Origin of the sequence: Nonomuraea sp. NPDC049028 (assembly GCF_043197735.1) — a bacterium.
In the GTDB taxonomy this organism is placed as follows: Bacteria; Actinomycetota; Actinomycetes; order Streptosporangiales; family Streptosporangiaceae; genus Nonomuraea.
Genome location: NZ_JBICTR010000004.1, coordinates 661,655 through 686,922, shown reverse-complemented (window position 1 = coordinate 686,922; position 25,268 = coordinate 661,655). Strand labels below are relative to the sequence as shown.

21 protein-coding genes are annotated in these 25,268 nt (G+C 69.8%); 11 read left to right on the top strand and 10 right to left on the bottom strand.

Going from position 1 to position 25,268, the window contains the following annotated elements:
- Positions 1–88: 88 nt before the first annotated feature.
- On the bottom strand, positions 89–1,855 hold the full coding sequence (gene kstD, locus ACGFJ2_RS18600; RefSeq protein ID WP_393469698.1) for a 3-oxosteroid 1-dehydrogenase: 1,767 nt from the start codon (positions 1,853–1,855) through the stop codon (positions 89–91).
- Between the two features lie 306 nt (positions 1,856–2,161).
- Here kstD and ACGFJ2_RS18595 point away from each other — a divergent pair, with 306 nt between their 5' ends.
- Positions 2,162–3,355: an Ig-like domain-containing protein gene (locus tag ACGFJ2_RS18595; protein ID WP_358173920.1), complete on the top strand. Its 1,194-nt coding sequence runs from the start codon at positions 2,162–2,164 to the stop codon at positions 3,353–3,355.
- Positions 3,356–3,368: 13 nt separating this feature from the next.
- Here ACGFJ2_RS18595 and ACGFJ2_RS18590 read toward each other — a convergent pair whose 3' ends face one another.
- Together ACGFJ2_RS18590 and ACGFJ2_RS18585 are read right to left on the bottom strand one after the other, a co-directional pair.
- The gene (locus ACGFJ2_RS18590) at positions 3,369–3,998 is read right to left on the bottom strand and encodes a CoA transferase subunit B (RefSeq protein WP_358173917.1); all 630 of its coding nucleotides are present in this window, start codon (positions 3,996–3,998) and stop codon (positions 3,369–3,371) included.
- Positions 3,995–4,768, bottom strand: a complete 774-nt coding sequence (locus ACGFJ2_RS18585; RefSeq protein ID WP_357947950.1) for a CoA transferase subunit A — start codon at positions 4,766–4,768, stop codon at positions 3,995–3,997. The genes ACGFJ2_RS18590 and ACGFJ2_RS18585 overlap by 4 nt, the downstream gene beginning before the upstream one ends.
- A 201-nt stretch (positions 4,769–4,969) precedes the next feature.
- Here ACGFJ2_RS18585 and ACGFJ2_RS18580 point away from each other — a divergent pair, with 201 nt between their 5' ends.
- Positions 4,970–6,475: an IclR family transcriptional regulator C-terminal domain-containing protein gene (locus ACGFJ2_RS18580; protein ID WP_393469693.1), complete on the top strand. Its 1,506-nt coding sequence runs from the start codon at positions 4,970–4,972 to the stop codon at positions 6,473–6,475.
- A gap of 150 nt (positions 6,476–6,625) precedes the next feature.
- Here ACGFJ2_RS18580 and ACGFJ2_RS18575 read toward each other — a convergent pair whose 3' ends face one another.
- Positions 6,626–8,038 carry a glycoside hydrolase family 6 protein gene (locus ACGFJ2_RS18575; protein WP_393469690.1) on the bottom strand — a complete coding sequence of 471 codons (1,413 nt, stop codon included), beginning with the start codon at positions 8,036–8,038 and terminating at the stop codon, positions 6,626–6,628.
- 499 nt (positions 8,039–8,537) lie between these two features.
- Here ACGFJ2_RS18575 and ACGFJ2_RS18570 point away from each other — a divergent pair, with 499 nt between their 5' ends.
- The gene (locus ACGFJ2_RS18570) at positions 8,538–9,866 is read left to right on the top strand and encodes a GH1 family beta-glucosidase (RefSeq protein ID WP_393469687.1); all 1,329 of its coding nucleotides are present in this window, start codon (positions 8,538–8,540) and stop codon (positions 9,864–9,866) included.
- An 18-nt stretch (positions 9,867–9,884) separates the two neighbouring features.
- On the opposite strand, the gene ACGFJ2_RS18565 is transcribed toward ACGFJ2_RS18570, so the two are convergent.
- The gene (locus ACGFJ2_RS18565) at positions 9,885–10,559 is read right to left on the bottom strand and encodes an MOSC domain-containing protein (protein WP_393469684.1); all 675 of its coding nucleotides are present in this window, start codon (positions 10,557–10,559) and stop codon (positions 9,885–9,887) included.
- A gap of 103 nt (positions 10,560–10,662) precedes the next feature.
- Between ACGFJ2_RS18565 and ACGFJ2_RS18560 the strand changes: the two genes are divergently transcribed.
- From ACGFJ2_RS18560 to ACGFJ2_RS18540, 5 genes are all read left to right on the top strand, one after another.
- A complete protein-coding gene (locus ACGFJ2_RS18560; protein ID WP_358173903.1) occupies positions 10,663–11,229 on the top strand; it encodes a sigma-70 family RNA polymerase sigma factor in 567 nt (188 codons plus the stop codon).
- Positions 11,230–11,231: 2 nt separating this feature from the next.
- Entirely contained in the window at positions 11,232–12,224 is a 993-nt protein-coding gene (locus ACGFJ2_RS18555) for a CU044_5270 family protein (RefSeq protein WP_393469681.1), read from the top strand.
- Between the two features lie 68 nt (positions 12,225–12,292).
- Positions 12,293–12,601: a hypothetical protein gene (locus tag ACGFJ2_RS18550; protein WP_357947968.1), complete on the top strand. Its 309-nt coding sequence runs from the start codon at positions 12,293–12,295 to the stop codon at positions 12,599–12,601.
- A gap of 148 nt (positions 12,602–12,749) precedes the next feature.
- The gene (locus tag ACGFJ2_RS18545) at positions 12,750–13,265 is read left to right on the top strand and encodes a family 43 glycosylhydrolase (RefSeq protein ID WP_393469678.1); all 516 of its coding nucleotides are present in this window, start codon (positions 12,750–12,752) and stop codon (positions 13,263–13,265) included.
- A 21-nt stretch (positions 13,266–13,286) separates the two neighbouring features.
- Positions 13,287–15,128, top strand: a complete 1,842-nt coding sequence (locus ACGFJ2_RS18540) for a rhamnogalacturonan lyase (protein ID WP_393469675.1) — start codon at positions 13,287–13,289, stop codon at positions 15,126–15,128.
- A gap of 12 nt (positions 15,129–15,140) precedes the next feature.
- Here the strand turns inward: ACGFJ2_RS18540 and ACGFJ2_RS18535 are convergent, their stop codons facing one another.
- A complete protein-coding gene (locus ACGFJ2_RS18535) occupies positions 15,141–16,136 on the bottom strand; it encodes an MASE1 domain-containing protein (RefSeq protein WP_357947977.1) in 996 nt (331 codons plus the stop codon).
- A 215-nt stretch (positions 16,137–16,351) separates the two neighbouring features.
- Here ACGFJ2_RS18535 and ACGFJ2_RS18530 point away from each other — a divergent pair, with 215 nt between their 5' ends.
- The 3 genes from ACGFJ2_RS18530 to ACGFJ2_RS18520 all read left to right on the top strand — a co-directional run bounded on the left by ACGFJ2_RS18530 (position 16,352) and on the right by ACGFJ2_RS18520 (position 18,754).
- A complete protein-coding gene (locus tag ACGFJ2_RS18530) occupies positions 16,352–17,557 on the top strand; it encodes a sensor histidine kinase (RefSeq protein ID WP_393469672.1) in 1,206 nt (401 codons plus the stop codon).
- Positions 17,554–18,216 (top strand): response regulator transcription factor, encoded by a 663-nt coding sequence (locus ACGFJ2_RS18525; RefSeq protein WP_357947983.1) that lies wholly within the window; start codon positions 17,554–17,556, stop codon positions 18,214–18,216. The genes ACGFJ2_RS18530 and ACGFJ2_RS18525 overlap by 4 nt, the downstream gene beginning before the upstream one ends.
- 82 nt (positions 18,217–18,298) lie before the next feature.
- On the top strand, positions 18,299–18,754 hold the full coding sequence (locus tag ACGFJ2_RS18520) for a GNAT family N-acetyltransferase (protein ID WP_357947986.1): 456 nt from the start codon (positions 18,299–18,301) through the stop codon (positions 18,752–18,754).
- Positions 18,755–18,807: 53 nt separating this feature from the next.
- Here the strand turns inward: ACGFJ2_RS18520 and ACGFJ2_RS18515 are convergent, their stop codons facing one another.
- The 4 genes from ACGFJ2_RS18515 to ACGFJ2_RS18500 all read right to left on the bottom strand — a co-directional run bounded on the left by ACGFJ2_RS18515 (position 18,808) and on the right by ACGFJ2_RS18500 (position 25,267).
- Positions 18,808–20,358: a S1 family peptidase gene (locus ACGFJ2_RS18515; RefSeq protein WP_393469668.1), complete on the bottom strand. Its 1,551-nt coding sequence runs from the start codon at positions 20,356–20,358 to the stop codon at positions 18,808–18,810.
- A 198-nt stretch (positions 20,359–20,556) separates the two neighbouring features.
- Positions 20,557–22,323: a right-handed parallel beta-helix repeat-containing protein gene (locus tag ACGFJ2_RS18510; RefSeq protein WP_393469665.1), complete on the bottom strand. Its 1,767-nt coding sequence runs from the start codon at positions 22,321–22,323 to the stop codon at positions 20,557–20,559.
- A 41-nt stretch (positions 22,324–22,364) separates the two neighbouring features.
- A complete protein-coding gene (locus ACGFJ2_RS18505; RefSeq protein WP_357947995.1) occupies positions 22,365–23,132 on the bottom strand; it encodes a hypothetical protein in 768 nt (255 codons plus the stop codon).
- A 230-nt stretch (positions 23,133–23,362) separates the two neighbouring features.
- Positions 23,363–25,267: a hypothetical protein gene (locus tag ACGFJ2_RS18500; RefSeq protein WP_393469662.1), complete on the bottom strand. Its 1,905-nt coding sequence runs from the start codon at positions 25,265–25,267 to the stop codon at positions 23,363–23,365.
- Between the last annotated feature and the right edge of the window lies 1 nt (position 25,268).

The window sequence follows — 25,268 nt, the reverse complement described above, 5'->3', positions numbered from 1 at the left end:
TCGTTCACCGGCGACGGCGGCCACGTCCGGATCTCTACGGAAGGTGATCAGAATCTATCCCCGTGTGACTGGGGGTCGCTTCCATGGCTCAGATGTCGTTCGCCGCCACGTAGCCGAAGGTCATGGCCGGTCCGATGGTCGAGCCGGCGCCGGCGTAGCTGTGTCCCATGACGGCGCCGCTGGCGTTGCCGGCCGCGTACAGCCCGGGAATGACCGAGCCGTCCGCCCGGAGCACCCGCGCCCGCGCGTCCGTACGCATCCCGCCCTTGGTGCCCAGGTCACCTGGGACGATCTTGAACGCGTAGAAGGGCGCCAGCCACAGGGGCGCCAGGCAGGGGTTGGGCTTGACGACGGGGTCGGCGTAGTAGCGGTCGTAGATGCTGTCGCCACGATGGAAGTCGGTGTCCTTGCCGGTCGCCGCGAAACCGTTGAACCGGGTGACGGTGGCGCGCAGCGTCGCCGCCGGGACGCCGATCTTCTGCGCCAGCTGCTCTATCGTCCACGCCTGGAAGGCGGCGCCGCTGTCGTACCAGGACTGGGGGAACGGCAGCAGCGGCGCGATGTCCTTGAACAGGTAGCGGTTGCGGTAGTTCTGGTCGACGATCAGCCAGGCGGGGATGTGCGGTGACGCCGCCGTGTTGCGGTCGTACATGACGTGCACCACGTCGCTGTACGGCGCCGCCTCGTTGACGAAGCGCTCGCCCTTGCCGTTGACCAGGATGCAGCCGGGCAGCGTGCGTTCGGCCAGGCAGAAGTACGGCTCGTCGGGCAGCGGGATCGCCGGTCCCCACCATGCGTCGTCCATCAGGTCCAGCGCGGCCCCGGCGCGTTCGCCCGCCTCGATGCCGTCGCCGGTGTTCTCCTTGGCGCCGACCGTCCAGCCGGTGCCGATGGGCTGCCGCTGGAACTCCGCGCGCATCGCCGCGCTGTGCTCGAACCCGCCCGAACCGACGATGACGCCGCGGCGGGCCTTGATCAGCGTCTGTACGCCGTTCCGCGTCACGACCACGCCGGTGACGCGGCCGCCTTCGACGCGCAGGTCGAGCAGCGGGGTGTTCAGCCATACCGGTACGTTCGCGGCGAGCAGTCCGGCGCGCAGGCTCGCCGCCAGGGACTGGCCCATGGTGAGCGGTTTCTCGCCGCGCAGCGCGGCCGCCGTGCCTCTGGCCAGGCACGCGGCGCTCACTTCCAGGCCCTTCGGGTTGACCAGGCTGAGGTTCAGCCACTTGTAGTCGGCGCTGAAGACGACCAGGCCGGCCGGGGTGGGGATGTACGGCGGGTTCAGGTGGGCGAGTTCGGCGCCGAGGATGTGCCCGTCGATCTGGTCGGGCTCGATGGAGCGGCCGTTCGGCATGCCGCCGGGGTACTCCGGATAGTAGTCGGAGTAACCCTCCATCCACCGGAACCGCAGCGGGCTGTTCCGCATCACGAACGAGATCATGGCCGGGCCGTTGGTCAGGAAGGCCTGCTGTCGCGCTTGGGGCACGGTGTCGCCGACGACGCGGGAGAGATACTGGGCGGCCTTGGCCGGGGTGTCCGGGACTCCGGCGGCCAGGATCACCTCGTTGTTCGGGATCCAGATCCCGGCGCCGGAGCGGGCCGCCGACCCGCCGAACGTCGGCGCCTTCTCGACCACCACGCACTGCAGGCCGCGCTTGGCCGCGGTGAGCGCGGCGGTCATCCCGGCCGCGCCCGACCCGACGACCACCACGTCGTACTCGACGTCGGCGGCGTACGCGGGTGCGCGGCCCAGGGCCGCTTCGGTCATGAGGACGCCGCCGGCGATGGCGGCGCCGCGCAGCAGCGTGCGGCGGCTCGGTCCATCTGTGGGCGTTGCGGGCGTCGAATCGGCCATGGTGGATCGGATCCCTTCAACGTGCGTGCGCTGCGGGCAGCACAGGTGGTCGGAGGAACAACCGTGGTGGCACCTCGCGCCGGTGCGACGCTACGGAAGAGCTGGGGGGTGTGGCCCCCGTCACAGCATGAAGCATGCGCTTGGTTGGGAACGCCTGTCAACAGATTGTGCGGGAGTGGCGATCATCAATGCCGCGGCGGCGTGGCGGCGCATGATCCCGCGGCGTCGGGGCAAAGGCCGTACGGCCCATTGGCAAACATGATTGAGTGAAATTTGACTATTCGTCAGGTACGGGAGGCATCAAGGATGCGGAACGGCCGGACCGGCACGACGATGTTCGCGAGCGCGCTCGCCTTGGCGGTGGCCCTGACCGCCGGATGCACCTCCAGCGGTGGCGCGCGGAACCCGGCGGCCGCCCCCCGATCACAAGGCCCGGTGGCGAAGGTGGCGATCAGCCCCGCGGACGGGACCAAGAAGGTCGCGCCGGACACCGGGGTCAGCGTCAAGGTCACCGACGGCAAGGTCACCCGGCTGGCCGTCGCCGATTCCAAGGGCCGTGAGGTGAGCGGCGCCGTGGGCGCCGACGGGACCTGGCGCCCCAAGTGGCCGTTGCGCCCCTCGACGGCGTACACGGTCAGCGCCCAGGTGACCGGCACGGACGGCAAGGAGGTTACGACGCAGGCGAAATTCACCACGCTGAAGCCGAAGCGCGCGCTGGAGAGCGGCATGTCGCCGCTGGACGGCGAGAAGGTCGGCGTCGGCATGCCCGTCCAGCTGCTGCTGTCGCGGTCGGTGACGGGCAAGGAGGAGCGGGCCGCGATCGAGCGGGCCCTGGTGGTCGAGATGTCCGAGCCGGTCGAGGGCGCGTGGAGCTGGGTGAGCGACCGGGAGGTCCAGTTCCGGCCGCGTGAGTACTGGCCGACCGGGGAGAAGGTCAAGGTCGTCGCGCATCTGGCCGGCGTACGGGCGGGTGAGGGGGTGTGGGGTACCAAGGACCGCAGCCTGAGCTTCACCGTCGGCGCCAAGCACATCACCAAGGTGAACGCCCGCACCCACGAGGCGGAGGTGAGCGACGGGGACAAGGTCGTCAAGACCATCCCGGTCAGCCTGGGCAGACCGGGCGACGACAGCTATTCGGGCACCATGATCGCCCAGGAGAAGGCCGCGGACATCATCATGGACTCCGCGACCACCGGTCACCCGGGCGAATACCGCATCCCTACCAAATGGAACGTCCGGATGACCTACAGCGGCACCTTCTTCCACGCCGCCCCCTGGTCGACCGGCGCGCAGGGCAACTCCAACGTCAGCCACGGCTGCGTCAACGCCAGCCCGGCCAACGCCCGCTGGTTCTTCGAGTTCACCCAGCGGGGTGACATCATCCAGGTCAGCGGTACGTCACGGAAGCTGCGGTTCGGCAACGGCCCGACACCGTGGGCCAAGTCATGGGACGACTGGCTGGCCGGCAGCGCGCTGGGCAAGCCCGTCAACGGGGGCTAGCCGCGTCGGCTTTTCAGGTGATGACCCGCGCATCCGTACGATCGCGCAGGTGCGCGACGCTCACGCCGGGCGCGCTCTCGACCAGCGTCAGGCCCTTGTCGGTGACGTCGAGGACGCCGAGGTCGGTGATGATCCGGTGCACGCACGCCCTGCCGGTGAGCGGCAGCGAGCACTCCTGGACGATCTTGGGGGATCCGTCCTTGGCGGTGTGATCCATGATCACGAGCACCTTGCGGGCGCCGTGGACCAGATCCATGGCCCCGCCCATGCCCTTGACCAGCTTCCCGGGAACCATCCAGTTGGCCAGATCGCCGCGAGCCGAGACCTGCATGGCGCCCAGCACCGCGACGTCGATGTGGCCGCCGCGGATCATGCCGAACGACAGCGACGAGTCGAAGAACGACGCCCCCCGCCTTACGGTCACCGTCTCCTTGCCCGCGTTGATCAGGTCCGGGTCGATCTCCTCCGGCGTCGGGTAGGGGCCGACGCCGAGGATGCCGTTCTCGGAGTGCAGGATCACGTCCACGTCAGGGGGCAGGAAGGACGGGATGCGCGTGGGCAGTCCGATGCCGAGGTTGACGTAGTCGCCGTCGCGCAGCTCGGCGGCCGCGCGCGCGACCATCTCGTCCCGGGTCCAGCTCATGACGAGGTCCCTTCGGGGGGAGTTGAGGTGGTACGTCGTTCGACGGACTTGGCGGTGGCCTGTTCCGGGGTGAGAGCCACGACGCGGTCGACGAACACGCCGGGCAGGTGGACCTCGTCGGGATCGAGCTCGGTCAGCTCCTCGACCTCGGCGATCGCGATTCGCGCGGCCATCGCGGCCAGCGGGTTGAAGTTCCTGGCGGCCTTGTTGAAGACCAGGTTGCCGTGCCGGTCGCCCTTCGCCGCCCGGACCAGCGCGAAGTCGGTGGTGATGGCGTGCTCCAGGACGTACTGCCGGCCCCCGAACTCGCGGACCTCCTTGGGAGGCGAGGCGAGCGCGACCGACCCGTCGGGCGCGTGGCGCAGCGGCAGGCCGCCCTCGGCGACCGGCGTGCCGACCCCGGCCGGGGTGTAGAAGGCGGGGATGCCGCTGCCGCCCGCGCGCAGCCGCTCGGCCAGACTGCCCTGCGGGGTCAGCTCCACCTCCAGCTCGCCGCCCAGATATTGCCGGGCGAACTCCTTGTTGTCACCGATGTAGGAGGCGGTCACGCGGGCGATCCGCCGATCGGCCAGCAGGGTGCCCAGGCCGCCGCCGTCTACGCCGCAGTTGTTCGACACGACGCTGATGCCGTGCACGCCCGAGTCGTACAGCGCCTGGATCAGCACGTCCGGAATGCCGCAGAGACCGAAGCCGCCGACCGCGAACGACGCGCCGTCCCGCACATCGGCCAGCGCCTCATGGGCGGTGGCCACCACTTTGTCTCTCCGCACGACACTCCGCTTCGTAGTGTTCGCCAGGTGAACTTCAGTTCATTATCCTGGTCGAGTATGCGGAGCCGCATCGCTCCCTGTCAAAGTCCTTGGGGCGGCTTGGGTCGAGGATGGGCGGCTTGAGGCGGGTTGAGGCGCGCGGGTTGAGGCGGATGGGTGGAGGTTGGAGGAGGCAGGTTGGTTGAGGTCGGAGGAGGGCGGATGGAACCGGCGGGCACTCTGGAGCGCGGGCTGGCCGTGCTGCGCGTGCTGGCCGCCGGTCCCAGGCGGCCGATGCGTGCGACGGACCTGGTGCGGGCCACGGGCCTGGCGAGGTCGACGGTCGACCGGATCGTGGCCACGCTCGTCCGGCTCGGCTACGCGCGGGCGGAAGAGCGCGACGTGCTGCTCGCGCCGCGCCTGATGGAGCTGGGGGAGGCGTACCTGACGTGCGGCGGTCTGGGGGCGCTCGATCCGTACGCCGAGCGGCTCGCCGACGAGCTGGACGAGTCGGTGTCGCTGGCCGTACGGGACGGCGACGGGGTCCGCTTCGTCGGGCGCTTCGTCCGCCGGCGAACCATGTCGGTGGCCTTCCGCGTCGGAGACCTGCTGCCCGCCGACCGCTGCGCGGCCGGACTGATCCTGCTCGACCCCGCCGCGCGGTGGGCCGAGGACGACCAGCTCACCGAGCCCGGCCTGGTCGCGGTCGCGGTGCCGGTACGGGACGCGGACGGGACGACGGTCTGCGCGCTGACCGTCGCCAGCCACACCAGCAGGCACACGGCCGCCGGCCTGCGCGACCACGCCCTGCCCAGCCTGCTGAAAACGGCGGCGGACATGGCCGCGCCCCTGACCGACCCGCCACTCCCGCCGCCTGCCCTGCCTCTCCTGGCTGCCCCGTCCGCTCCGCCCGTGCCGAGTGCTGCGGGCGTGGACACGTCTCGTGCCAGGAAGGAGGAGTTGGGCGCGGAGTATCTCCAGTCGCTGGCCCGGGGTCTGGCCGTGCTGGTGTCGCTCGGTTCGGCGCGTGGCGGGCTCACCCTGGCCGCCGCGGCCAAAGCCACCGGTCTGCCGCGGGCCACCGTACGGAGGGCGGTCCAGACTCTCGACCGCCTCGGGTACGTCGCCGCCGACGGCGCGCGTTTCGTCCTGCTGCCCAAGGTGCTGGAATTGGGGTACGCCCACCTGTCGGGCCGGACCTTCGGCGAGATCGTCCAGCCGCACCTGGCGGACCTGGTGGCGCGGGTCCACGAGTCGGCCTCGGTCGCGATGCTGTCCGGGGACGATGTCGTCTATGTGGCGCGGGTGCCGACCGTCGCCATCATGAGCGTCGACATCACCGTGGGCACGCGCTTCCCCGCGTACGCCACCTCGATGGGCCGGGTTCTCCTGGCCGACCTGCCCGGGGAACGGCTGGCCGGGATGCCCTCGCCCCCGCTGACCCGCCACACGCTCACCGCGCCCGCCGACCTGGCGGCAGCCGTACGACAGGCGGCCTTGGACGGGTACGCCCTTGTCGACCAGGAGCTCGAGGAAGGCGTGCGGTCCATCGCGGTGCCGATTCGCGACCGGAGCGGCCGGGCCGTCGCGGCCGTCAATGTGGCCACGCACGCCAGCCGCGCCACCCCCGCCGAGCTGATCCGCGACGTCCTGCCCGCGCTCACCGAGGCCGCCGCACGCATGGAGGCGGACCTGGCCCACACACGCGGCGCCGCGCGTCTTCACTGAACGTCCTCTTCACTGAACGTCCTCTTCACTGAACGTCCTCTTCACTGAACGTTTGCCACCACGATGGTCGGTGGCGCCACGTGAACCCCGGCCCGCCGTGGCCGGCCGGGGCACGTCACCCTCCAGGGCTACTCCAGAAATACTTAGGGGTTAGGAGGTGCCGTTGATCAGGGCCATGGCCAGCTTGGGGCTGAAAGTGCCGGCCGGGATGCCCGCGCCCAGGTTGCAGCTGCCGTCTGAGTCACCCGGGACCTTGACCCAGAAGACGTACTCGGCGCCGCTCGTCTGCTTGGCGGGCGCGGTGCCCAGCTTGCGTCCGGGCGGGTTGCACCAGTTGTCCACGCCGGTCCAAGGGCCGTTGCCGTTGCGGCTGGTGTCGATCACATACTTCTTGGCGCCGACGGTCCCCGAAAGGTAGCCGTTGACCGCGACGGCGTAGCTCTCGGAGTTGGCGGTGGTGATGTAGTTGGAGACGTTCACGGAGAAGCCGCGCGTGTTGGCGATGCCCGACTTGACCAGCAGCGGAGCCATGTCGGCGGCCGGAATCCAGGTGGCGTTGCCCGCGTCGAGGTACACCCAGGCGTTCGGCGCCTGGGCTTTCAGCACCTGGGTCGCGTCCAGCAGCATCTTGTACTGGTCTTCCGGATCCTTGCCGATCTGGGTCACGCAGCCGGCGGCGGCGACGGCGTCGGGCTCCAGTACGACGATCGCGTGCCTGTTGCCGATCGCCTTGGCGAACTCGGTGATCCAGGCGTGATAACCGGCCGCGTCACCCGCGCCGCCGCCCGACTGGTTCGCGCAGGCGTCGCGGTTCGGGATGTTGTACGCCACCAGCATCGGCAGCTTGTCCGCGGCCTGGGCGGCGCCGACGTAGGTGTCCACGGCCAGCGTGAGGTCGGTGAACCAGCCGCCGAACCACTCGAAGATCGGCTTGTTGGCGATGTTCGAGCCGATGGCCGTCGCGTCGCTCGTGCCCTGGTTGGCGGCGACCCACTTGGCGGGGTTCGACTGGTTGTTGACGTACAGGGCCGTGGGCCGGGTCGTCTGCGTCTCCATCAGTGAGACGTTGTCGAAGCGGACTGTCGGGGTGCCGCCGGACCCGCCGAGCTGGAAGGTCACCTCGGCGGCGGTGTTGGTGGCGGACGCGGCCACGAACGGGATGCTGTAGCGCCTGCTGCCCGTCGTGAGCTGGACGGGCGCGGCCAGCGACTGGTTGGAGCTGGGCGTCGCCACGTACTGCACGGTCGTGGTGGCCTTGAAGGCCGTCGTGGAGTACGCGTCGAACGAGAGCGTGTAGCTCTTGCCGGCGTTCAGGGCGGTCGTGGTGGGACTGGACACCATGGCGTCCCACGGGTTGGCGACGACGGACGTCACGTTCACCCGCATTCGGCCGGACTCGGCCGTGATCGTCGTCTGGCCGATCGTCTGCCAAGGGGCCGTCGAGCTGGTGAAGGCGCCGTTGCCGATCAGCTGGGCGGCGGCTGAGGCAGGCGGTGGGACGGCCAGGACAGCGGCCACGACCGCGGTTAACGCTGCGGCGGCTTTTGCTGCGATAAATCGCACTAAATCACCTTTCAGTGGGGTGTGGTGCGCCGAAGGGCTCGGTGGGGTTGGGCGCACCAGGAGAGCGTCGTCGACGGAGGCGCTGGAGGGGGAGGGTCACCACGGCCGGCGCACACGCCGGCCGCACTCGAACAGGCATGCCGGACCTCTCTCGGTGCGGTACCGCGGCGTCGGCGTGATCATTACTGACCACCCTAGATACGGTCAAGGGATTAGGTAGTGGTAAATATCCATCCCATGGGCCCTCTTCTCTCCGGCACAGGTGATGGTCTACCGTTTATGGGAGCGCTCCCAGGCAGTTGAGGCACCGATCGGCACAGGTCAGGTCTGTTCCCAAGAGAGCCGCGACCGCGCACCGGACGCCGAGGTCGCCTGTGGCGGTGGCAACGGCTCAATGGATCGGCCGTTGCGGGCGGGACGATCGAGCCGGTGGTCACGACCTTTAGCGGATTGCGCCGCCGGATCACCTCGGCGGCATCATGGAGAGGGCCGTCAGGGCATGAGTTTTCTCTGGGGCGCGGCGACGTCCAGCTATCAGATCGAGGGCGCGTTCGCGGAGGACGGCCGGGGGACGTCCATCTGGGACACCTTCAGCCGCGTCCCCGGCAAGGTGCGGGGCGCCGAGAACGGCGACGTGGCCTGCGACCACTACCACCGGTACGCCGACGACGTGCGGCTGATGGCGGAGCTGGGGTTGCGGGCGTACCGGTTCTCCGTCGCGTGGCCGCGCATCGTGCCGGAGCGCGGGGTGGTCAACCAGAAGGGTCTCGACTTCTACCGCCGCCTGGTGGACACGCTGCTGGAGCACGGCATCACCCCGTGGCCGACGCTCTACCACTGGGATCTGCCGCAGTACTTGGAGGACGCGGGCGGGTGGCCCAACCGGGACACGGCCTATCGGTTCGCGGAATATGCCGACATTGTGCATACGGCATTGCGCGATCGGGTGGCGAACTGGACGACGTTGAACGAGCCGTGGTGTTCCGGGCTGCTCGGGTACGCCAACGGGGAGCACGCGCCGGGGCGTCAGGAGCCGTCCGAGGCCGTCAAGGCGGTGCACCACCTGCTGCTGGGCCACGGCCTAGCCGTCCCCATCTTGTCCGGAAATATCGGCATCACGTTGAACATGTCGGACGTGACGCCCGCCACGGAGTCGGCGGCGGACGCGGACGCCGCCCGCCGGATAGACGGCATCCAGAACCGGCTGTTCATCGACCCGGTGCTGCGCGGCTCCTACCCCGAGGACGTCATCCGCGACCTGGCGCCCCACAGCGACTTCTCCCACGTCCTGGACGGGGACCTGGCGCTCATCTCCCGGAAGATCGACATGCTCGGGGTCAACTACTACTCGCCCGCCCTGGTGGCGGCCGGCGAGCCCGTACCTTCCGGCAGTACGCCGTGGATCGGCGCGGAGGACGTCCGCTGGGTGGACGGCGGCCGCAAGCGCACCACGATGAACTGGGAGATCGACGAGAACGGCCTGCTGCGCCTCCTCCAGCGGCTACGCAAGGACTACCCGGCCATCGACCTCTACATCACCGAGAACGGCGCGGCCTTCGCCGACGAGGTGAGCGAGGACGGCGCGGTGCACGATCCGGACCGCGTCGACTACCTGGAACGCCACATCAACGCCTGCGCCGAGGCGGTGAACAGTGGCGTCCCGCTCAAGGGCTACTTCGCCTGGTCCCTGCTGGACAACTTCGAGTGGGCCCACGGGTACGGACAGCGGTTCGGCCTCGTACACGTGGACTTCGACACCCAGCGGCGCACCCCGAAGGACTCCGCCCTCTGGTACGCGGCCCGCATCCGAAAGGGCGGCCTGGTGTGAACTGACCACGAGATAGGTTCAGCCGCGTGACCCGTACTTCTCCGTATACGTACGGGCAACGCGCAGGAGCTCGGACTCCATCCACTCGGCGGCGGCCAGCGTACGCGGGAGCAGGTGGCGCTCCGTGGTGGCGGCGCGGAGCAGCAGAGCCGCCGTGATGTCGTGGTCGGGACGGCGGACGACGGTGATCGGATCGCCCGCGCGGATCTCTCCCGGCGCGATCACCCGTAGCAGCGCGCCGGTGCGGCCGACCTCGATGAACCGTTTCATCCAGCCCTGCTCTCCGACCCACCCCGCGAACGTGCGGCAGGGAATCCGGCCGGCGGTCACCTCGACCACCAGGTCGGAGCCCACCTGCCAGCGTTCCCCGATGAGCGCCTCGGTCACGTCCAGCCCGGACGTGGTGAGGTTCTCGCCGAAGGCGCCGTTGGCCAGCGTACGGCCGAGAGCCTGCTCCCAGGCGTCCAGGTCCTCGCGCGCGAACGCGTACACCGCACGGTCACTGCCGCCGTGGAAGCGGCGGTCGCAGACGGCGTCCCCCGCCACGCCGCCGCCCGCCGTGCCCTTGGGGCCGACGGGTGACACCTGGACCGGCCCCGTCACCGGGCGCTTGTCGATGCCCGTCATCCCGCCCGGGGCATCGGTGTAGTCCACGGGCATGGGGCGGCCGACGTTCACCGACAGAAGTCTCATGGCCCCCAAGCTATGCGGAGCGAACACTTTTGGGGCTATCGGTGAAGGAGGGGGGACCGATCCCCCGCGACGGAAGACAGGCGATGACTCGAAGAGCTACGACATGGCCCCGATGACGGAGCGGGCGGAGGACGCCGCGATCATCGAGCGGTCCTTACGGGAGCCGGAGTGCTTCGCCGAGCTGTTCGACCGCTACCACGGTCCGATCCACGGTTATGCCGAGCGGCGGCTCACCCGGCCCCTGGCCGACGACATCGCCGCCGAGACGTTCCTGATCGCGTTCCGCCGGCGCGACACCTACGACCTGTCCCGGCCGGACGCCCGGCCCTGGTTGTACGGGATCGCCTCGAACCTGATCTCCCGCCACCACCGGGCCGAGGTCCGGCAGTACCGCGCGCTGGCCAGGGCCGGGGTCGAGGAGAGCAGCGAGGACCACGCCGACCGGATCGCCGCCTCGCTGGCGGACCGGCCTTGGCTGGCGGCGGCGCTGGCCGAGCTGCCCGCAGCGGAACGCGACGTACTGCTGCTGGTCGCCTGGGCCGACCTGACCTCCGAAGAGGCGGCCAAGGCGCTCGGCGTTCGGGCGGGCACGGTACGGTCCCGGCTCCACCGGGCCCGGACGAAGATCCGCGCCGCGCTGGACCCGGCACTCACCAGGAAGGACAGCTGATCATGAGCGAACATCCGGACGCCGATCTGGACGCCCTGCGCCGGGCCTGGCCCGAGCCCGTCCCGCCGTCCCGTGACACCCGTTCCGCCGCCAGGACCGCGCTCCTTCAGGAGGCGACCGCGGCGCTTCCCCGGCGTGCGCGCCGCTTCCGCCTGCCTCGCGCTGGCGGGCGCGTCCTCGCGGCGGGAGCGCTGGCCGTCGTGATCACGGCGGTCGCGTCCGTCGTCGGGAACCCCGAGGGAGACGCACCGCGCCCGATGGTCCCGGGCCTGGCGCTGCCGGCCGCCAACGCGCAGGTACTGCTCCACAAGGCGGCCGCCGTCGCCCGGGACCGGCCCTTCACCGCGCCCCGCCCGAAGCAATGGATCTACATGGAGACGCGCTACCAGGGTGTCCCCAAGGCCACCTCAGGCGAGGTACAGACCGCGGAGACGCCGCTGGAGAGCAGGGTGGATCGGGCCTGGACACGGGCCGACGGCAAGGTATTGGCCATGTTCGAAGGCGGCAAGCTGGTCCGCTCGCCCACCGGAGGTGGCATGCCCCCCACCGACTTCGCCACGGTCGCGGCGCTGCCAACGGATCCCGATGCGCTCCTGACCTGGCTGTACGGAAACGTGGGCGTTCGCCAGAAGCGGGATGTCACCGCCTACTTGATACTCGGCTCCCTGCTCAACAACAACCTCGTCCCCCCGGCCCAGGAGGCGGCCGTCTACCAGGCGATGGCCAAGATCCCCGGGGTGACGGTGAACCCGGACGCGGTAGACGTCGCAGGACGTCCGGCGCTGGCCGTCGGCTGTGTTGAAGACGGCTGGGTGGGTCACGAGATCCTGCTCGATCGGACCACCTACACGTACCTGGGCGAGCGCGCCGTCGCCATCGCCGACTACGTATCCCCCAACCCGGACATCGTCTTTTCGATCAAGAAGGGGACGATCATGAGCCGCTCCGTCCGCCTCGCCATCGGAATCACCGACAAGCCCGGAGTACGGCCCTGAACGGTGGCACGGCCCGCCCGCGCCGGTGGGCGGCGCCGGCGGCGTCGCTGCTGCTGGTGCTCCCACCGGTGGTGAACCTGGCAGGCGGGCTCACCTGGATCTGGACACCGTCGCTGCCGCTCCCACTGCTCCACCTGCTGACCCGGGCCGGCCTGCTGGACGCGTGGCTGCTGCTGGATCTCCTCGCCGCTTCGGGCATCCTGGGCGGGGCCGCCCTGGCGGCGCTGGCGGCACGGGAGCGGGCCACAGCCGTCCTGCTGATCGCCGCGATCTCGGCGATCAGCCTCGCCGCCGCTGTTGCCGGAGGCGCGTGGCCGCCCACTTGGTACGCCGTGGCGTACGGGGGAGCGCTGGTCCTTCTACGCGTTTCGCGGTGATGGATCACGGGGTGAACGTTTCACCGGCCGCACCGAGCTGACCCGGCAAGACCCGAAGGCTCCGAGCCCGCGCCTTGACGCTCCCCGTACGGCCGAGAAGACTCACCGGCGATCCCCTCAGGTGTTAGCGATAACAGCGAGGTGGCCCATGGCGCGATTCCTCGTCTCTCTTGTGACCATGCTGGTCACGGCGGTGATCGCCTACGCCGCCTCCACGTTCGGCTCCCGCAACTCGGCGATCTTCCTGGCCACCAGTGCCACCGGCGCCTCGGGTACGTGGGCCAACCAGGGCCTGGTCATCTCCACCACCTCCGCCAGCAGCTACAACGCGATCGACCCCAACCTGGTCACGGACGCCGCCGGCAACTGGTGGCTGTCCTTCGGCTCGTTCTGGAACGGCATCAAGCTGATCCCGCTCAACTCCTCGGCCGGGCTGCGGAGCGGGAGCGTGCTCTACTCGATCGCGCAGCGCACCGGCGCTAGCACGGCCGTGGAGGCGCCGTTCATCTTCCGGCACGGGTCGTACTACTACCTGTGGCATCAGGCGGTGATCACGGACAGCGACGCCGACGTCCTGTTCTACCACTACGCCGACAACGGCGCCTTGCTGCTGGGCATCAACCTCATCGCCTACGACGGCGCGGGCTGGCCCTACGTCTACTGATCAGGTCCGAAAGGAGCAGGCATGCTTCCCGCGCGAAGGCGCTCCCTCTCTCTCGTGATCGCCGTGGTCCTCGCCCTGACCGGGACCATGAACGTCAGTACCGCCTCAGCCGCCGCGGCCAGGCAGGTGGAGAACCTGGATCGCGGCCTGATCAGCGTCCATTCCGGCAGCGGCAACCTGGTGTCCTGGCGGCTGCTCGGCAGCGAGAGCATGAGCACGGGATTCAACGTCTACCGCGGCTCGACCCTGCTGACCTCGTCGCCCATCACGAGCTCGACGAACTACCTGGACTCCGGCGCCGCGGCGACGTCCACCTACACCGTGCGCGCCGTGGTCGGCGGGGTGGAGCAGGCGCCCTCCGCGGCGGCGACGCAGTTCGCCAACGGGTACCTGGACGTCCCGATCCAGCGGCCCGCCGGCGGCACCACGCCGGACGGGGTCGCCTACACCTACAGCGCGAACGACGCGAGCGTGGGCGATCTGGACGGTGACGGCCGCTACGAGTTCGTGCTCAAGTGGGATCCGTCCAACGCCAAGGACAACTCCCAGTCCGGCTACACCGGCAACGTGTACGTGGACGCGTACCGGCTGAACGGGACAAGGCTGTGGCGCATCGACCTGGGCCGCAACATCCGCGCGGGGGCGCACTACACCCAGTTCCAGGTGTACGACTACGACGGGGACGGCAGGGCCGAGGTCGCGATGAAGACCGCCGACGGGAGTGTCGACGGCACCGGCCGGGTCATCGGCTCCGCGTCCGCGGACTACCGGAACTCCTCCGGATACGTCCTGTCCGGGCCGGAATTCCTGACCATGTTCAACGGTCAGACCGGGGCGGCCATGTCCACCGTCAACTACAACCCGCCGCGCGGGACCGTGTCCAGCTGGGGCGACTCCTACGGCAACCGGGTCGACCGGTTCCTGGCCGGTACGGCGTACCTGGACGGGCAGCGGCCCAGCCTGATCATGGCGCGGGGTTACTACACGCGTACGGTGATCGCCGCGTGGGACTTCCGAAGCGGCGCGCTGACCCAGCGGTGGACGTTCGACTCCAACGTGTCCGGCTCCCAGTACGAGGGGCAGGGCAACCACCAGCTGTCGATCGCGGACGCCGACGCCGACGGCCGGGACGAGATCATCTACGGCTCGGAGGCGATCGACGACAACGGGAGCCCGCTGTGGAACACCCGGCTGTTCCACGGTGACGCGCTGCACGTCGGCGACCTGATCCCGGCCCGCTCCGGCCTCGAGGTGTTCAAGCCGCACGAGAACACCAACCAGCCGGCCACCTCCATGGTCGACGCCCGGACCGGCGCCGTCATCTGGACGAACCCCTCCTGCGGGTGCGACAACGGGCGCGGCGTGTCCGACGACGTGTACGCGGGCAGCGCGGGCGCCGAATCGTGGTCGTCGGCCGTCTCCGGGATCTTCAACACCTCCGGCGCGAACATCGGCCGCAAGCCCGGCTCGACCAACTTCCTCATCTGGTGGGACGCCGACCCGGTCCGCGAGCTGCTCGACGGCACGCACATCGACAAGTACGGCACCGGCGCCGACACCCGCCTGCTCACCGGTTCGGGCGTGCACGCCAACAACGGCACCAAGTCGACCCCGTCCCTGTCCGCCGACCTGTTCGGTGACTGGCGCGAGGAGGTCGTCTGGCCGACGACGTCGGAGACGGCGCTGCGGATCTACAGCACCCCCACCGTGACGACCCGGCGGCTGTGGACCCTCATGCACGACCCGATGTACCGGGTGGCGATCGCCTGGCAGAACACCGCCTACAACCAGCCGCCGCACCCGAGCTACTTCATCGGCAACGGCATGCCCACCCCGGCCCAGCCGAACGTCTACGTGCGCTAGATCGTTATGACATCAGCCGCTTTCGCGCCGTACTTCGGGTGCGGGCGGCAACCGTTGGGCCGCGGTCCGTTCCCGGTCGACCCGGTCCGCGACCTCAGTAAGGCGCGCACAGATGTGCTCGAGCCTCTCATGGGCTTGATTTCGCTCCGCGATGATCGCTGCCAGCAGCAGGGCGGTCAGCGACGCGGCCCCGTTGAACGCTTGCAGAGTGACCATGTTGAGGAAGAGGCCGTGCTCGGCGAACGGGCCCGAACCTTGCGCGGCCGCGACGATCGCGACCGTCGACACGATCAGCGCGCATGCCGCGGCGCCCGCCAGCTGGAAACGCAGGGCGGCCCAGATCAGGAACGGGAAGACGAGGAAGAGCAGGTTGATGGAGCTCACCGTTGCCACCACCGTGACGAGGAGCGTGCCCACGGCCAAGGCCACAGCCTCGCCCCAACGGGACAGACGAGCGTCCCACGGAGTCCGGGATGTGCGCAGCACCAGCAGGATGGGCGTTACTACGAGCACGCCCATCGCGTCGCCCGTCCACCACACCGACCACGTCGGCCAGAAGTCACCGCTTCGCAGTGCGCCGGCGAGCAGGAGCACGCCACTGCCCACCGTCGAGCTGATCAGCATCGCGGTCAAGGCGCCGAGGAAGACCAGCGCCAGCGCGTCCCGCAACCGATCCAGCTCGATGCAGAAACGCGCGCGAACGAGCAGGAGGTAAGCGCACACCGGAGCGAAGGTGTTCCCCACGGAGATCGCCGCGACCGCGAGCAACGACGGTCCGAGCATCAGGTTGACCAGGAACGCACCGAGAGTGATCCCGGGCCAGACTCGGATGCCCATGAGAAGCAGACAGGCCAGCGCGATGCCCGTCGGCGGCCAGAGCGGCGTGACCTGCCCGCCGACCAGCTCCTGCGCCAACCCCACCTTCGCAGCTGCGAAATAGGCGCCTGCGACGGCAAGCATCCGCAAGCCGTTCACGGCATATGAGCGGGGCCGAATGTTGTTCAGCACGCCGCCTCACTCCCTCTCACCTGCGAAAACTGCCCCCATGACATTCTGCTACGGGATGGGCCCGCGGTCACCGGCCGCTGGACGGGCTCTCGCGCACGCGACGTGCGGCGCGGGCCCGCCGGGGTTTCCGGCGCGAGCTGGCCTGCAACTTCCGCGGCAGCCGAGGTAAACCCCAGGTAGATGCGTAACGGCCGATCCCGGAGTTAGCGTGGCGGATGCCCATCAGCGCCGCATCACTCGTCCGGCGAGTGTCCGCGGTCAACCCCCTGCTCCTCGACGGCGCCCTGGCCCTGGCGCTGGTCGTCGGGACCTGGCTGTGGGAGATGTACGACCCGGGCAAGGGGCGGCCCCCGGACACGTTGTCCCTGTCCCTGACCGTGCTGGTGAACGCGCCGGTGGCACTGCGCAGGCGGGCGCCGGTCGCCGTCCTGCTGGTCTCCACCGGGGCGGCGCTGGTCTACCACATGCTGGGCTACCACCTCGGGCTCAACAGCATGGGGCCGCTGGTGACGCTCTACACCGTCGCCGCCCACCGGTCCTGGGCGTTCACCCTGGCCGGGGCGGCGCTGATCGTGACGGAGTGGACGCAGGCCTCGGTCCGCCAGCCCGACGTCGCGCTGTGGTCGGCGTTAGGGCAGTCGCTCCTGGTGGCGGCCTACACCGTGGGCGCGGGCACGAGCACGCGGTTGCTGGCCGAACGTACCCGGCAGCTCGCCGTGCTGGCCGACCAGCTCCACCGGGAGCAGGACGCCGCCGCCCGCCGCGCCGTCACCCACGAACGGGTACGGATCGCCCGCGAGCTGCACGACGTCGTCGCCCATCACATGTCGGTGATCTCCGTCCAGGCGGGGCTCGGCCGCTACGTCGCCCTGTCCGACCCGGCCACCGCGCACGCCACGCTGGGGGTCATCGCCGGCACCAGCCACGAGGCGCTGGCCGAGATGCGGCGGCTGCTGTCGATCCTGCGGATCGAGGCCGACGACGAGGACGACGGGCTCTACTCCACCGCCCCCGGCCTGCAGAGCCTCGAACCCCTGGCGGAGCGGATCCGCGCGGCCGGTCTGCCGCTCACGGTGATCGTCGAGGGTGAGGTCAGGCCGCTGCCGCCCGGCCTGGACATGTGCGCCTACCGCATCGTCCAGGAGTCCCTGACCAACGTGCTGAAGCACGCCGGTCGCGCCCGGGTGGAGATCCGGGTGACGTACGGCCCCGCCACGCTGGCCCTTCGCGTGACCAACGACGGCGCCGCGGCCACCGGGAGCTCCCGTTCTCGTGGGCACGGATTGATCGGCATGACCGAACGTGTCAGGCTTTATCAGGGAACGATCAACGCAGGGCCGCTGCCGCTGGGCGGATTCGAGGTGCTGGCGATCTTCCCGCTGTCCCCGCCCGACGATCAGCCTCAAGAAGCGAGCTCATGATCAGAGTGCTCGTGGTCGACGATCAGGTGCTCATCCGTGCCGGTCTGGCCGCGCTGCTGCGCGCGGCGGGCCTGGAGGTGGTGGGCGAGGCCGCCGACGGTGAGGAGGCGGTGCGCCTGGCCGCCGCGGTCAAGCCCGAGGTGATCCTGATGGACATCCGGATGCCGGGCATCAACGGCATCACGGCCACCGAGCGGATCCTGGCCGCCGCCGAGGGGACGCCGCCCAAGGTGCTCATCCTCACCACGTTCGACCTGGACGAGTACGTCTTCAACGCGCTGCGGCTGGGCGCCAGCGGCTTCCTGCTCAAGGACACGCCGCCCGAACGCCTGATCGCCGCCATCCACACGGTCGTCTCCGGCGACATCCTGCTGGCCCCGGTCGCCACCAAGCGGCTGATCGAGGCGTTCGTCGACCCGCCGCCGGCCGTCGAGACCCCGCCACCGGCCCTCGACCGCCTGACCAGCCGTGAGACCGAGGTGCTCGGCCTGGTCGGGCACGCCCTGTCCAACAAGGAGATCGCCGAGCGGCTGTCGGTGAGCGAGGGCACCGTCAAGACCCACCTCAACCGCCTGATGGCCAAGCTGGGACTGACCAGCCGCGCCCAGGTGATCGTCTTGTCCTACGACTGCGGCCTGGTCAGACCAGCCTCCCGGTAGCCCTGGTAATCTCCGAACCGCCCATTCGGGATAAGACCGTTCAGGGATAAGTCCGTTCGGGGATAAGAAGGGGACGGAGTCCATGAAGATCGCCGTAGACGACCTCTCCGGTCCGGAGATCGCCGCGTTCCTCGACGAACATCTCCAGCAGATGCGGTCGATCACGCCGCTGGAGAGCAAGCACGCCCTCGACCTTGACGCGCTCCGCGCGCCCGAGGTGACGTTCTGGACGGTCGTCGACGGAGACACCCTGGTCGGCTGTGGCGCGATCAAGCGGCTGGACGCCGAACACGCCGAGGTGAAGTCGATGCGCACCCGGCCGGTGCGCCGGCGCAGCGGGGTGGCGTCCCTGCTGCTGGGGCACATCATCGCCGAGGCCACGCGCATGGGCTTCACCCGGCTCAGCCTCGAGACCGGCTCCGACGAGTTCTTCCTGCCGGCGAGGAAGCTGTACGAGAAGTTTGGGTTCGCGTACTGCGAGCCGTTCGCGGACTACCGGCCCGACCCGAACAGCGCGTTCATGACAAGGACGCTGTAAGCATCCCCCGGGGCCGCCGACCGGTTTTCGGTGGCGGCCCGGGATCGTCGCGGTCAAGCGGGGCTGGTGGTGCCCAGGAAGTAGTACTCGCCGATCGGGGTGGTGGGGACGACGATGGAGTCGCTGACGCTGACCACCCACCGGTAGGTGCCCGCGGGCTGGCTGGTGGTCAAGGACTTGACGGTGGTGCCGGTGCTGGTGGTCGCCACCTCCACCCAGGACGGGATGCCGAAGGGCCCGCAGCAGGTGTACCTCTCCAGGCTGAGCCGCATACGCGCGGTGCCGGGTCCATCCATGCAGGCGGTGTGCGTGCCGGCGCCGGCGGAGGTGAAGCCGTTCGGCGGGTAGATCCCGGCGTCGGGGATGAGGTTGCCGAAGGTGCCCTGGTGGGCCGTCAGCTCGTTGAAGTGGTGGTTCGGGTGGCCCGCGCACTGGGTGCTCACGGTGGACAGCGTGAGCCCGTACGCGGTGAGGATCTCGTTGACCGGCTGGAAGAAGGTGGTGCCGCCGGCGCTGCAGTTGCCCGAGCCGCCGGAGGTGACGCCCTGCGCCTGGTAGCCGGAGATGAACGGGCCGCCGGAGTCGCCGGGCTCGGCGCACACGTTCGTCCGTACGACCTGGAAGATCGTCCCCTGGGAGTAGGTCACGCTGGTGTTCCGCTCCTGGATGGTGCCGCAGTGCCAGTGCGTGGTGGAGCCCGACCGGCACACGGCCGATCCGACCGGCGCCTCGGCGGAGCCGAAGACCGGCACCATCTCGGTGCCGTAGGGGTTGACCGCCGGGCGCGCGGTCCACTGCGAGTTGACCGCGACCCAGGAGTAGTCGTCCCCGGGGAACGAGGACCCCTGGAACGTGCCCTGGCTCTGCCCCCCGGAGCCGGAGGTGGTCAGTCCGGGAGTGCCGCAGTGACCGGCCGTGACGAAGCCCTGGGTGCTGCCCTGGGTCACCGGGAAGCCGATCGAGCAGCGTGTGCCGCCGGAGATGTAGTAGGCGTCGCCGCCGCGCAGGTTCTGGAAGGTGACGGGCCGCTCGGTGATGGTCTCGATCCGTACGGCGGCGCGGTCCACGCCGCTCGCGGCCACGAACGCCTCACCGGCGGCGGTGTCCAATGCCTGCACCACGACGGTGTTGGCCCGCTCGTCCACGAACCAGACCGGGACCTTTCGCCCTGTGCCTTTGTCGGCGGTGATGTCCAGGGTGCCCTTGATCGAGGTGAGTGTGGCCAGCGACCGGGTGACGACCTTCGCCTGGGCCCCCGCGCTGGTGACGGCGGTGGTCGCGGCGGCGTCGGTGGTGGCCACCACCAGCGTGCCCTCCTGGTTCACCCAGGATCCGGCGTAGCGGTCCTTGAGCTTGGCGCGCAGCTTGGGCTGGAGGCGGCGGGCCTGTTCCTCGTTGCCCAGGCGGGTGATCACCTGCTCGCGGGTGAGGCCCAGGTCGCGCCGCATCGCGTCGAGCACCTCCGGCGGCGGGTCCACCGTGGCCGCCTGTACAGCCTCTCTGGGGACGGCCGGCGCGGGGGCGGCCGTGGCGGGGGTCGCGGTGAGTGCGAGAGCGATGATCGCGAGCACCGCGCCCGCCGCCGACGGGCGGTAAGGGATCATGGAAGCTCCTCGGATCGGGGGGTGCCGTCACGGTATGACGGGGCCGATCAGCGAGGGGCATACCATCCGCGCATATCGCGGCGCTATGGGAACGGGCCCCGCGGCAATCGCCGCGAGGCCCAGCTCCACCGGTCGTCGTCCGGTTCACGATCGGTTGCGGAAAGCGTGCTCAGTTCACGATCGGCTGAGGGAACGCGCTCAGCTGGGGATCGGGTACGGGAACGCGCTCGTCACGCCGATCTTGTCGTACTCCATCTTCGAGGTGTCGAAGCCGTCCGCCCAGTTGGCGTTGGTGACCTCGTTGCACTTGTACGCCTGGTACTTGTCGTCGCTGACCTTGCCCACCTCGACGTTGGAGATGGCGAAGCCGCATCCTCCCGCGTCCATGTGCACGCCGCGGGTGCCGGAGTCCGGCATCTGCCCGGCGGGGTCGTTGAGGACGTCGCCGATCACCATCTGCGTGACGTAGTTGTCGATCGGGTGCGGCTCGACGTTGTGCACGCCGTAGGTGTAGAAGGCGCCCATGTCGCCGCTGTCGAGGCCGGTCTCCTCCAGGCGGATGTAGGAGAACTTGTTGTTGCGGGCGTAGTTGTCCTCGTTCTTGATCTCGGGGCGGACCTCAAGGCTGATGCCGTAGCGGGCGCTGTGCTTGACGACGATGTTGCTGACGGTGTTGTTGCCCGTGCTCATCAGCTCGATGCCGGCCGCGTCGCCGGGGACCAGCTCGCCGACGTGGTAGATGTAGTTATTCGTGATCGTGTGATGTCCGGAGATATCACCTTCGCCGGGGTAGCCGCCCTCCACCTTGATGCCGTCGCCGCCGAGGTTGTCCAGCAGGCTGTCCGACACCTTGACCCGCTCGTTGGCGAAGAGCAGGAAGACGCCCGTGAAGCCGCTGTCGGACAGGTGCAGCCTGGTCAGGTCGATGTCGCGGGAGTTCGTCACGGTGATCATGCCGAACCTGTTGCGCGGCATCTCGATCTGCCGGTCGTAGATCGGGTACTTGTGCTCGTAGCCCGAGTCGCCCGGGGCGTTCCAGGCATAGCGATACCAGTCGACGAAGTCGGAGTACTGCAGTTGCAGCCCGTCGAAGGCGAGGTTCTGGACGCGCCGGTCGGGGGACGACCCGGCCAGCGAGATGATCGTCTTGACCGTGGGCGCCATGACCTTGTCGATCGAGCCCTTGGGCCAGTAATAGACCTCGCTGTTGGCGAAGTCGAAGTAATACTCGCCCGGCTGGTCCAGGAAGCGCAGCGTGTTCTGCAGGAAGTAGCGCGAGCCGCTGCGGCTGTTGACGAGGGTGAAGCGGGCGTCGTGGTTGAGCGTGAAGAAGTTCTTGCGGAAGTCGGCCCCGCCGAGTGGCACGGTGTCGGTGAACCAGCTCCACGAACCGCCGGACCAGACGACCATCTGGGCGTTCTTGTCGAAGTCGGCGTCCCACTCCTTCGGGATGTCCTTGGCGTCGAAGAAGAGCCAGTTGTGCACGGCCTGGTATTCCGCCTCGGGCGTCACCGAGAACAGATACGGCGACCACAGGTCGTCGCTGGTCCTGTTCGGGTAGCGGGCGGTCGTGGCGCGCTTGCCGTCCTCGAAGAGGGTGTAGAAGTTGCGGTCGACCTTGGTCTTGTAGATGGTGTCGTTGTACTTCTGCCAGCCGGTCAGCGGCTTGGCGCCGAGCAGCCTGGCCTTGCCGGGGCCGTCGGCGCTGCGGTAGGTGATCTTGTGGCCGTTCTCGCCGGAGTCGGCCTCGGTGAAGGTGATCGTCTTGTCGACGACGTAGTCACCGGTCTTGACGTTGACCACGATGTCGCACTTCTGGTGCTTCTTCTTGGTTCGCAGCTGGTCGCGGGCCTGCTCGATGGACTTCCACGGGCGCTGGGCACTGCCGTCGGCCCGGTCGCCGCCCGTGGGGGAGACGTAGTAGTCACACGTGGCCTTCTCCGCCGCCGTCGCTGGTGCGGTCAAGCTGCCTAGCAATAAGACGACCGCACCCAAGGACCTGAGGATCACTGGCTCTCCTTTGCTTCCCGCCACTGCTCGTACTCGGCGCGGGTTTGGGGGGTTAGGGGGTAGTAGTCCGACAGGGCGCCGCCGTCCTCGATGCGGGCGCGGCTGTAGCGCTCCCACTGCTCGTGTTCGGCGGCGGCTTCGATCACCGACTCGGCCCGGCGGCGCGGTACCACCACGGCGCCGTCGTCGTCGGCGACGAGCAGATCACCGGGGAGCGCGAGCGCCCCGCCGACGGCGACCGGCACGTCATAGGCCCACGGGAACAGCTCCGCCTGCGAGGCGTAGTGCGGGGTCGCGCCCGTGGACCAGATCGGCACGTCCAGCTCGGCGACCCGGGGCAGGTCCCTGATGCGGCCGTCCACGACGATGCCCGCGCCGCCCTTGCGCTTGAAGTAGCGGACCAGCATGTCGCCGAAGCAGCCGGTGTAGGCGCTGCCGTACGCCTGGACGACGAGCACGTCGCCGGGCCGCACCTCCTCCAGGACCGCCCACAGCGCGGTGTGCCGCTCGACGTACTCCTGGCCGAGGCCCGAAGCGATGTCCTCGCGTTGCGGCATGAACTGCAGCGTCCGGACCCGGCCGGCGATCTTCTGCCCCCGCGCCAGCGGGAGCGGTCCCTCGACGAAGGTCCGCCGGATGCCCTGGGCGTGCAGTTTCGCGCAGGCGGTGGCCGAGCTGATCCGGGACAGCCCGGCCACGAGGGCGGGATCGGGTTCGGCGGGCAGCGGCCCGCGAACGGGAAGGTCCCAGATGGGGTCGTCCATGAAACTCCTCGGTAGAAGGGCTCGGTGCGGCTCGGGGTAGGGCCCGTGACTCGATAGGGCTCGGTACGGCTCGGGGTGGGGCCCGTGACTCGGTAGGGCCCGGGGATGGGCCCGGCCTCGGTCTCGATACGGCGAGAGGCTTGATACGGCGAGAGGCTTGATACGGCGAGAGGCTTGATACGGCGAGAGGCTTGATACGGCGAGAGGCTTGATACGGCGAGAGGTGCGGGTCAGTAGTGCTGGTGCGACGGGGTGCGGACGCGCGCCGTCGTGTGCAGGTCGAGCCGGATGCGGCGCCCGGGCGGCAGCTCCACCAGCAGCCGCGGACCGCCCACCGCCACCTCCCGCTCGGCCTCAATGATCGGGGGCGCGGTGTAGGAGCGCGGATCGCCCGGATAGCCGGGCTCGGCCCCGGTCACCACCGCCCGGTCGATGTCGTGCTCGCCGAACGCGCCCGCCTGCACCACGACCCGGCGGGTCCGGCTCAGTCCGAGGTTCACCAGCTCGACGCGGACGCCGTCGGGACGTACCGAGTCGACCAGCGCGGCCACGTCGGCGGGCAGGCCGGGGCGGTGGCGGTCGGCGTCGAAGTAGGCCAGCCGCGTCGGCAGCAGCCCGCCGTTGTAGAGGACCTGCGGCGTGCCCGTGACCAGCTGCAGCAGCGCCTCGGTGAGCACCGGGTTGAGCCGCTGCCAGTGGTGCACGTGGACGGTGGCCAGGTCGGCGTGGTCGGCGTCGATGAGCGCCATCCGCCGCTGCACCTGGCCGAGCGCGGTGGCCAGCATGGCCTCGGGGAAGCCGGGGTTGGCGCCGCGCAGGTACTCCAGCCAGGGTGCCTCGTGCCCGGCCTCCTCCTTGTTGCGGAACGGGTGCACCGTGGTCCAGTCATAGCCCGAGGCCGCGCGCAGCCGGTCCAGCCGGTCGGCGTCCTCGGCGGCCCGGCTCGCCTGCCACAGCCAGACGGGCAGGCCGAGCTGCGGCGGCTGGAAGTCGAACCAGCCGCCGTCGTCGTGCCGGTTGGGCACCAGCATGGTCGGCTGCCCGGCCTCCTCGCCCAGCTCGGCCAGCCAGCGGTCGCTGGTGCTCATCTCCGTGCCGGTCACGCTCGCCTGCCTGGCGTGGGCGTACACGCTCTCCAGGGGGTCGCGGCCGATGGCGAGCGTGGCGTCGTCGCCGGTCAGCAGGTGGGCGTTGACGGCGGCGACGGCCGCGGCGGCGCCGACGCTGTAGAGGCCGTGCGGCCACTGCCAGCCGTAGTTGCCGCCGTACCACCGGCCGCCGTGCAGCTCGCCGACCTTGCCCGACGGGCCGACGTTGTCGGGGAGTACGCCGTCGTTGGCGGTGGCCCGCTCCTGCCAGGCGCCGATGTAGCGCAGCGCCCAGTCGCGGTAGCGGTCGTCGCCGTCGTACAGCCAGGCGTTGACGGCCAGGCTGGTGGCGGCCAGGTTGACCGCCACGTCGCCGCGGCCGATCCGCTCGCTCATCGCGGCGCCCATGCGGGCGGCGTTGCCGGGGTCGGCCAGGTCCGCCCAGGTCGTGATCCCGGGCAGGTCGCGCAGCGGCAGGCCGTACGGTCGCATGCTGGTCAGGCCCGCGTGGTAGGAGGCCCACTCCCGCTGCATGCCGTAGCGGGGGCCGCCCGCGCCGTTGTGCGGGGCCCGGATGAGGTCGAGATCGGCGTCGTAGTTGGCGGAGCCGGGCAGGTAGAGCTCGGCGAACCGCCGGGCCCGCTCGCGATAGCGCTCGTCGCGCGGGTCTGCGGCGCAGATGCCATAGAACAGCAGCAGCGACTCGCCCTGGTGGAACCAGTCGTAACCGCGCTCGAACTCGTCCACCAGGTAACCCAGCTCGGTGAGCTGCGCGGTCACGCCCTCCCAGTGGTGCTTGGCCGCGTCGAGCAGGTCGTCGGCGCCGCCGAGCTGGTAGAGCGCCGGCCAGTTGAAGAACGCCTCGTAGAAGTCGTCGGCGCCGTCCCGGTCCTCGGTGGTGCCGTGGTAGATGAGCCGTCCGTCGGGCCCGCAGTAGCGGGCGGCGAAGGCCCGCCACGCCTCGTCGAGGGCGTCGAACAGCCTGCGTTCGAGCACCGCCCAGGCGGGCGGCGCGCCAAGAGGGACAGTCGCGGTGATCTCCCGCATG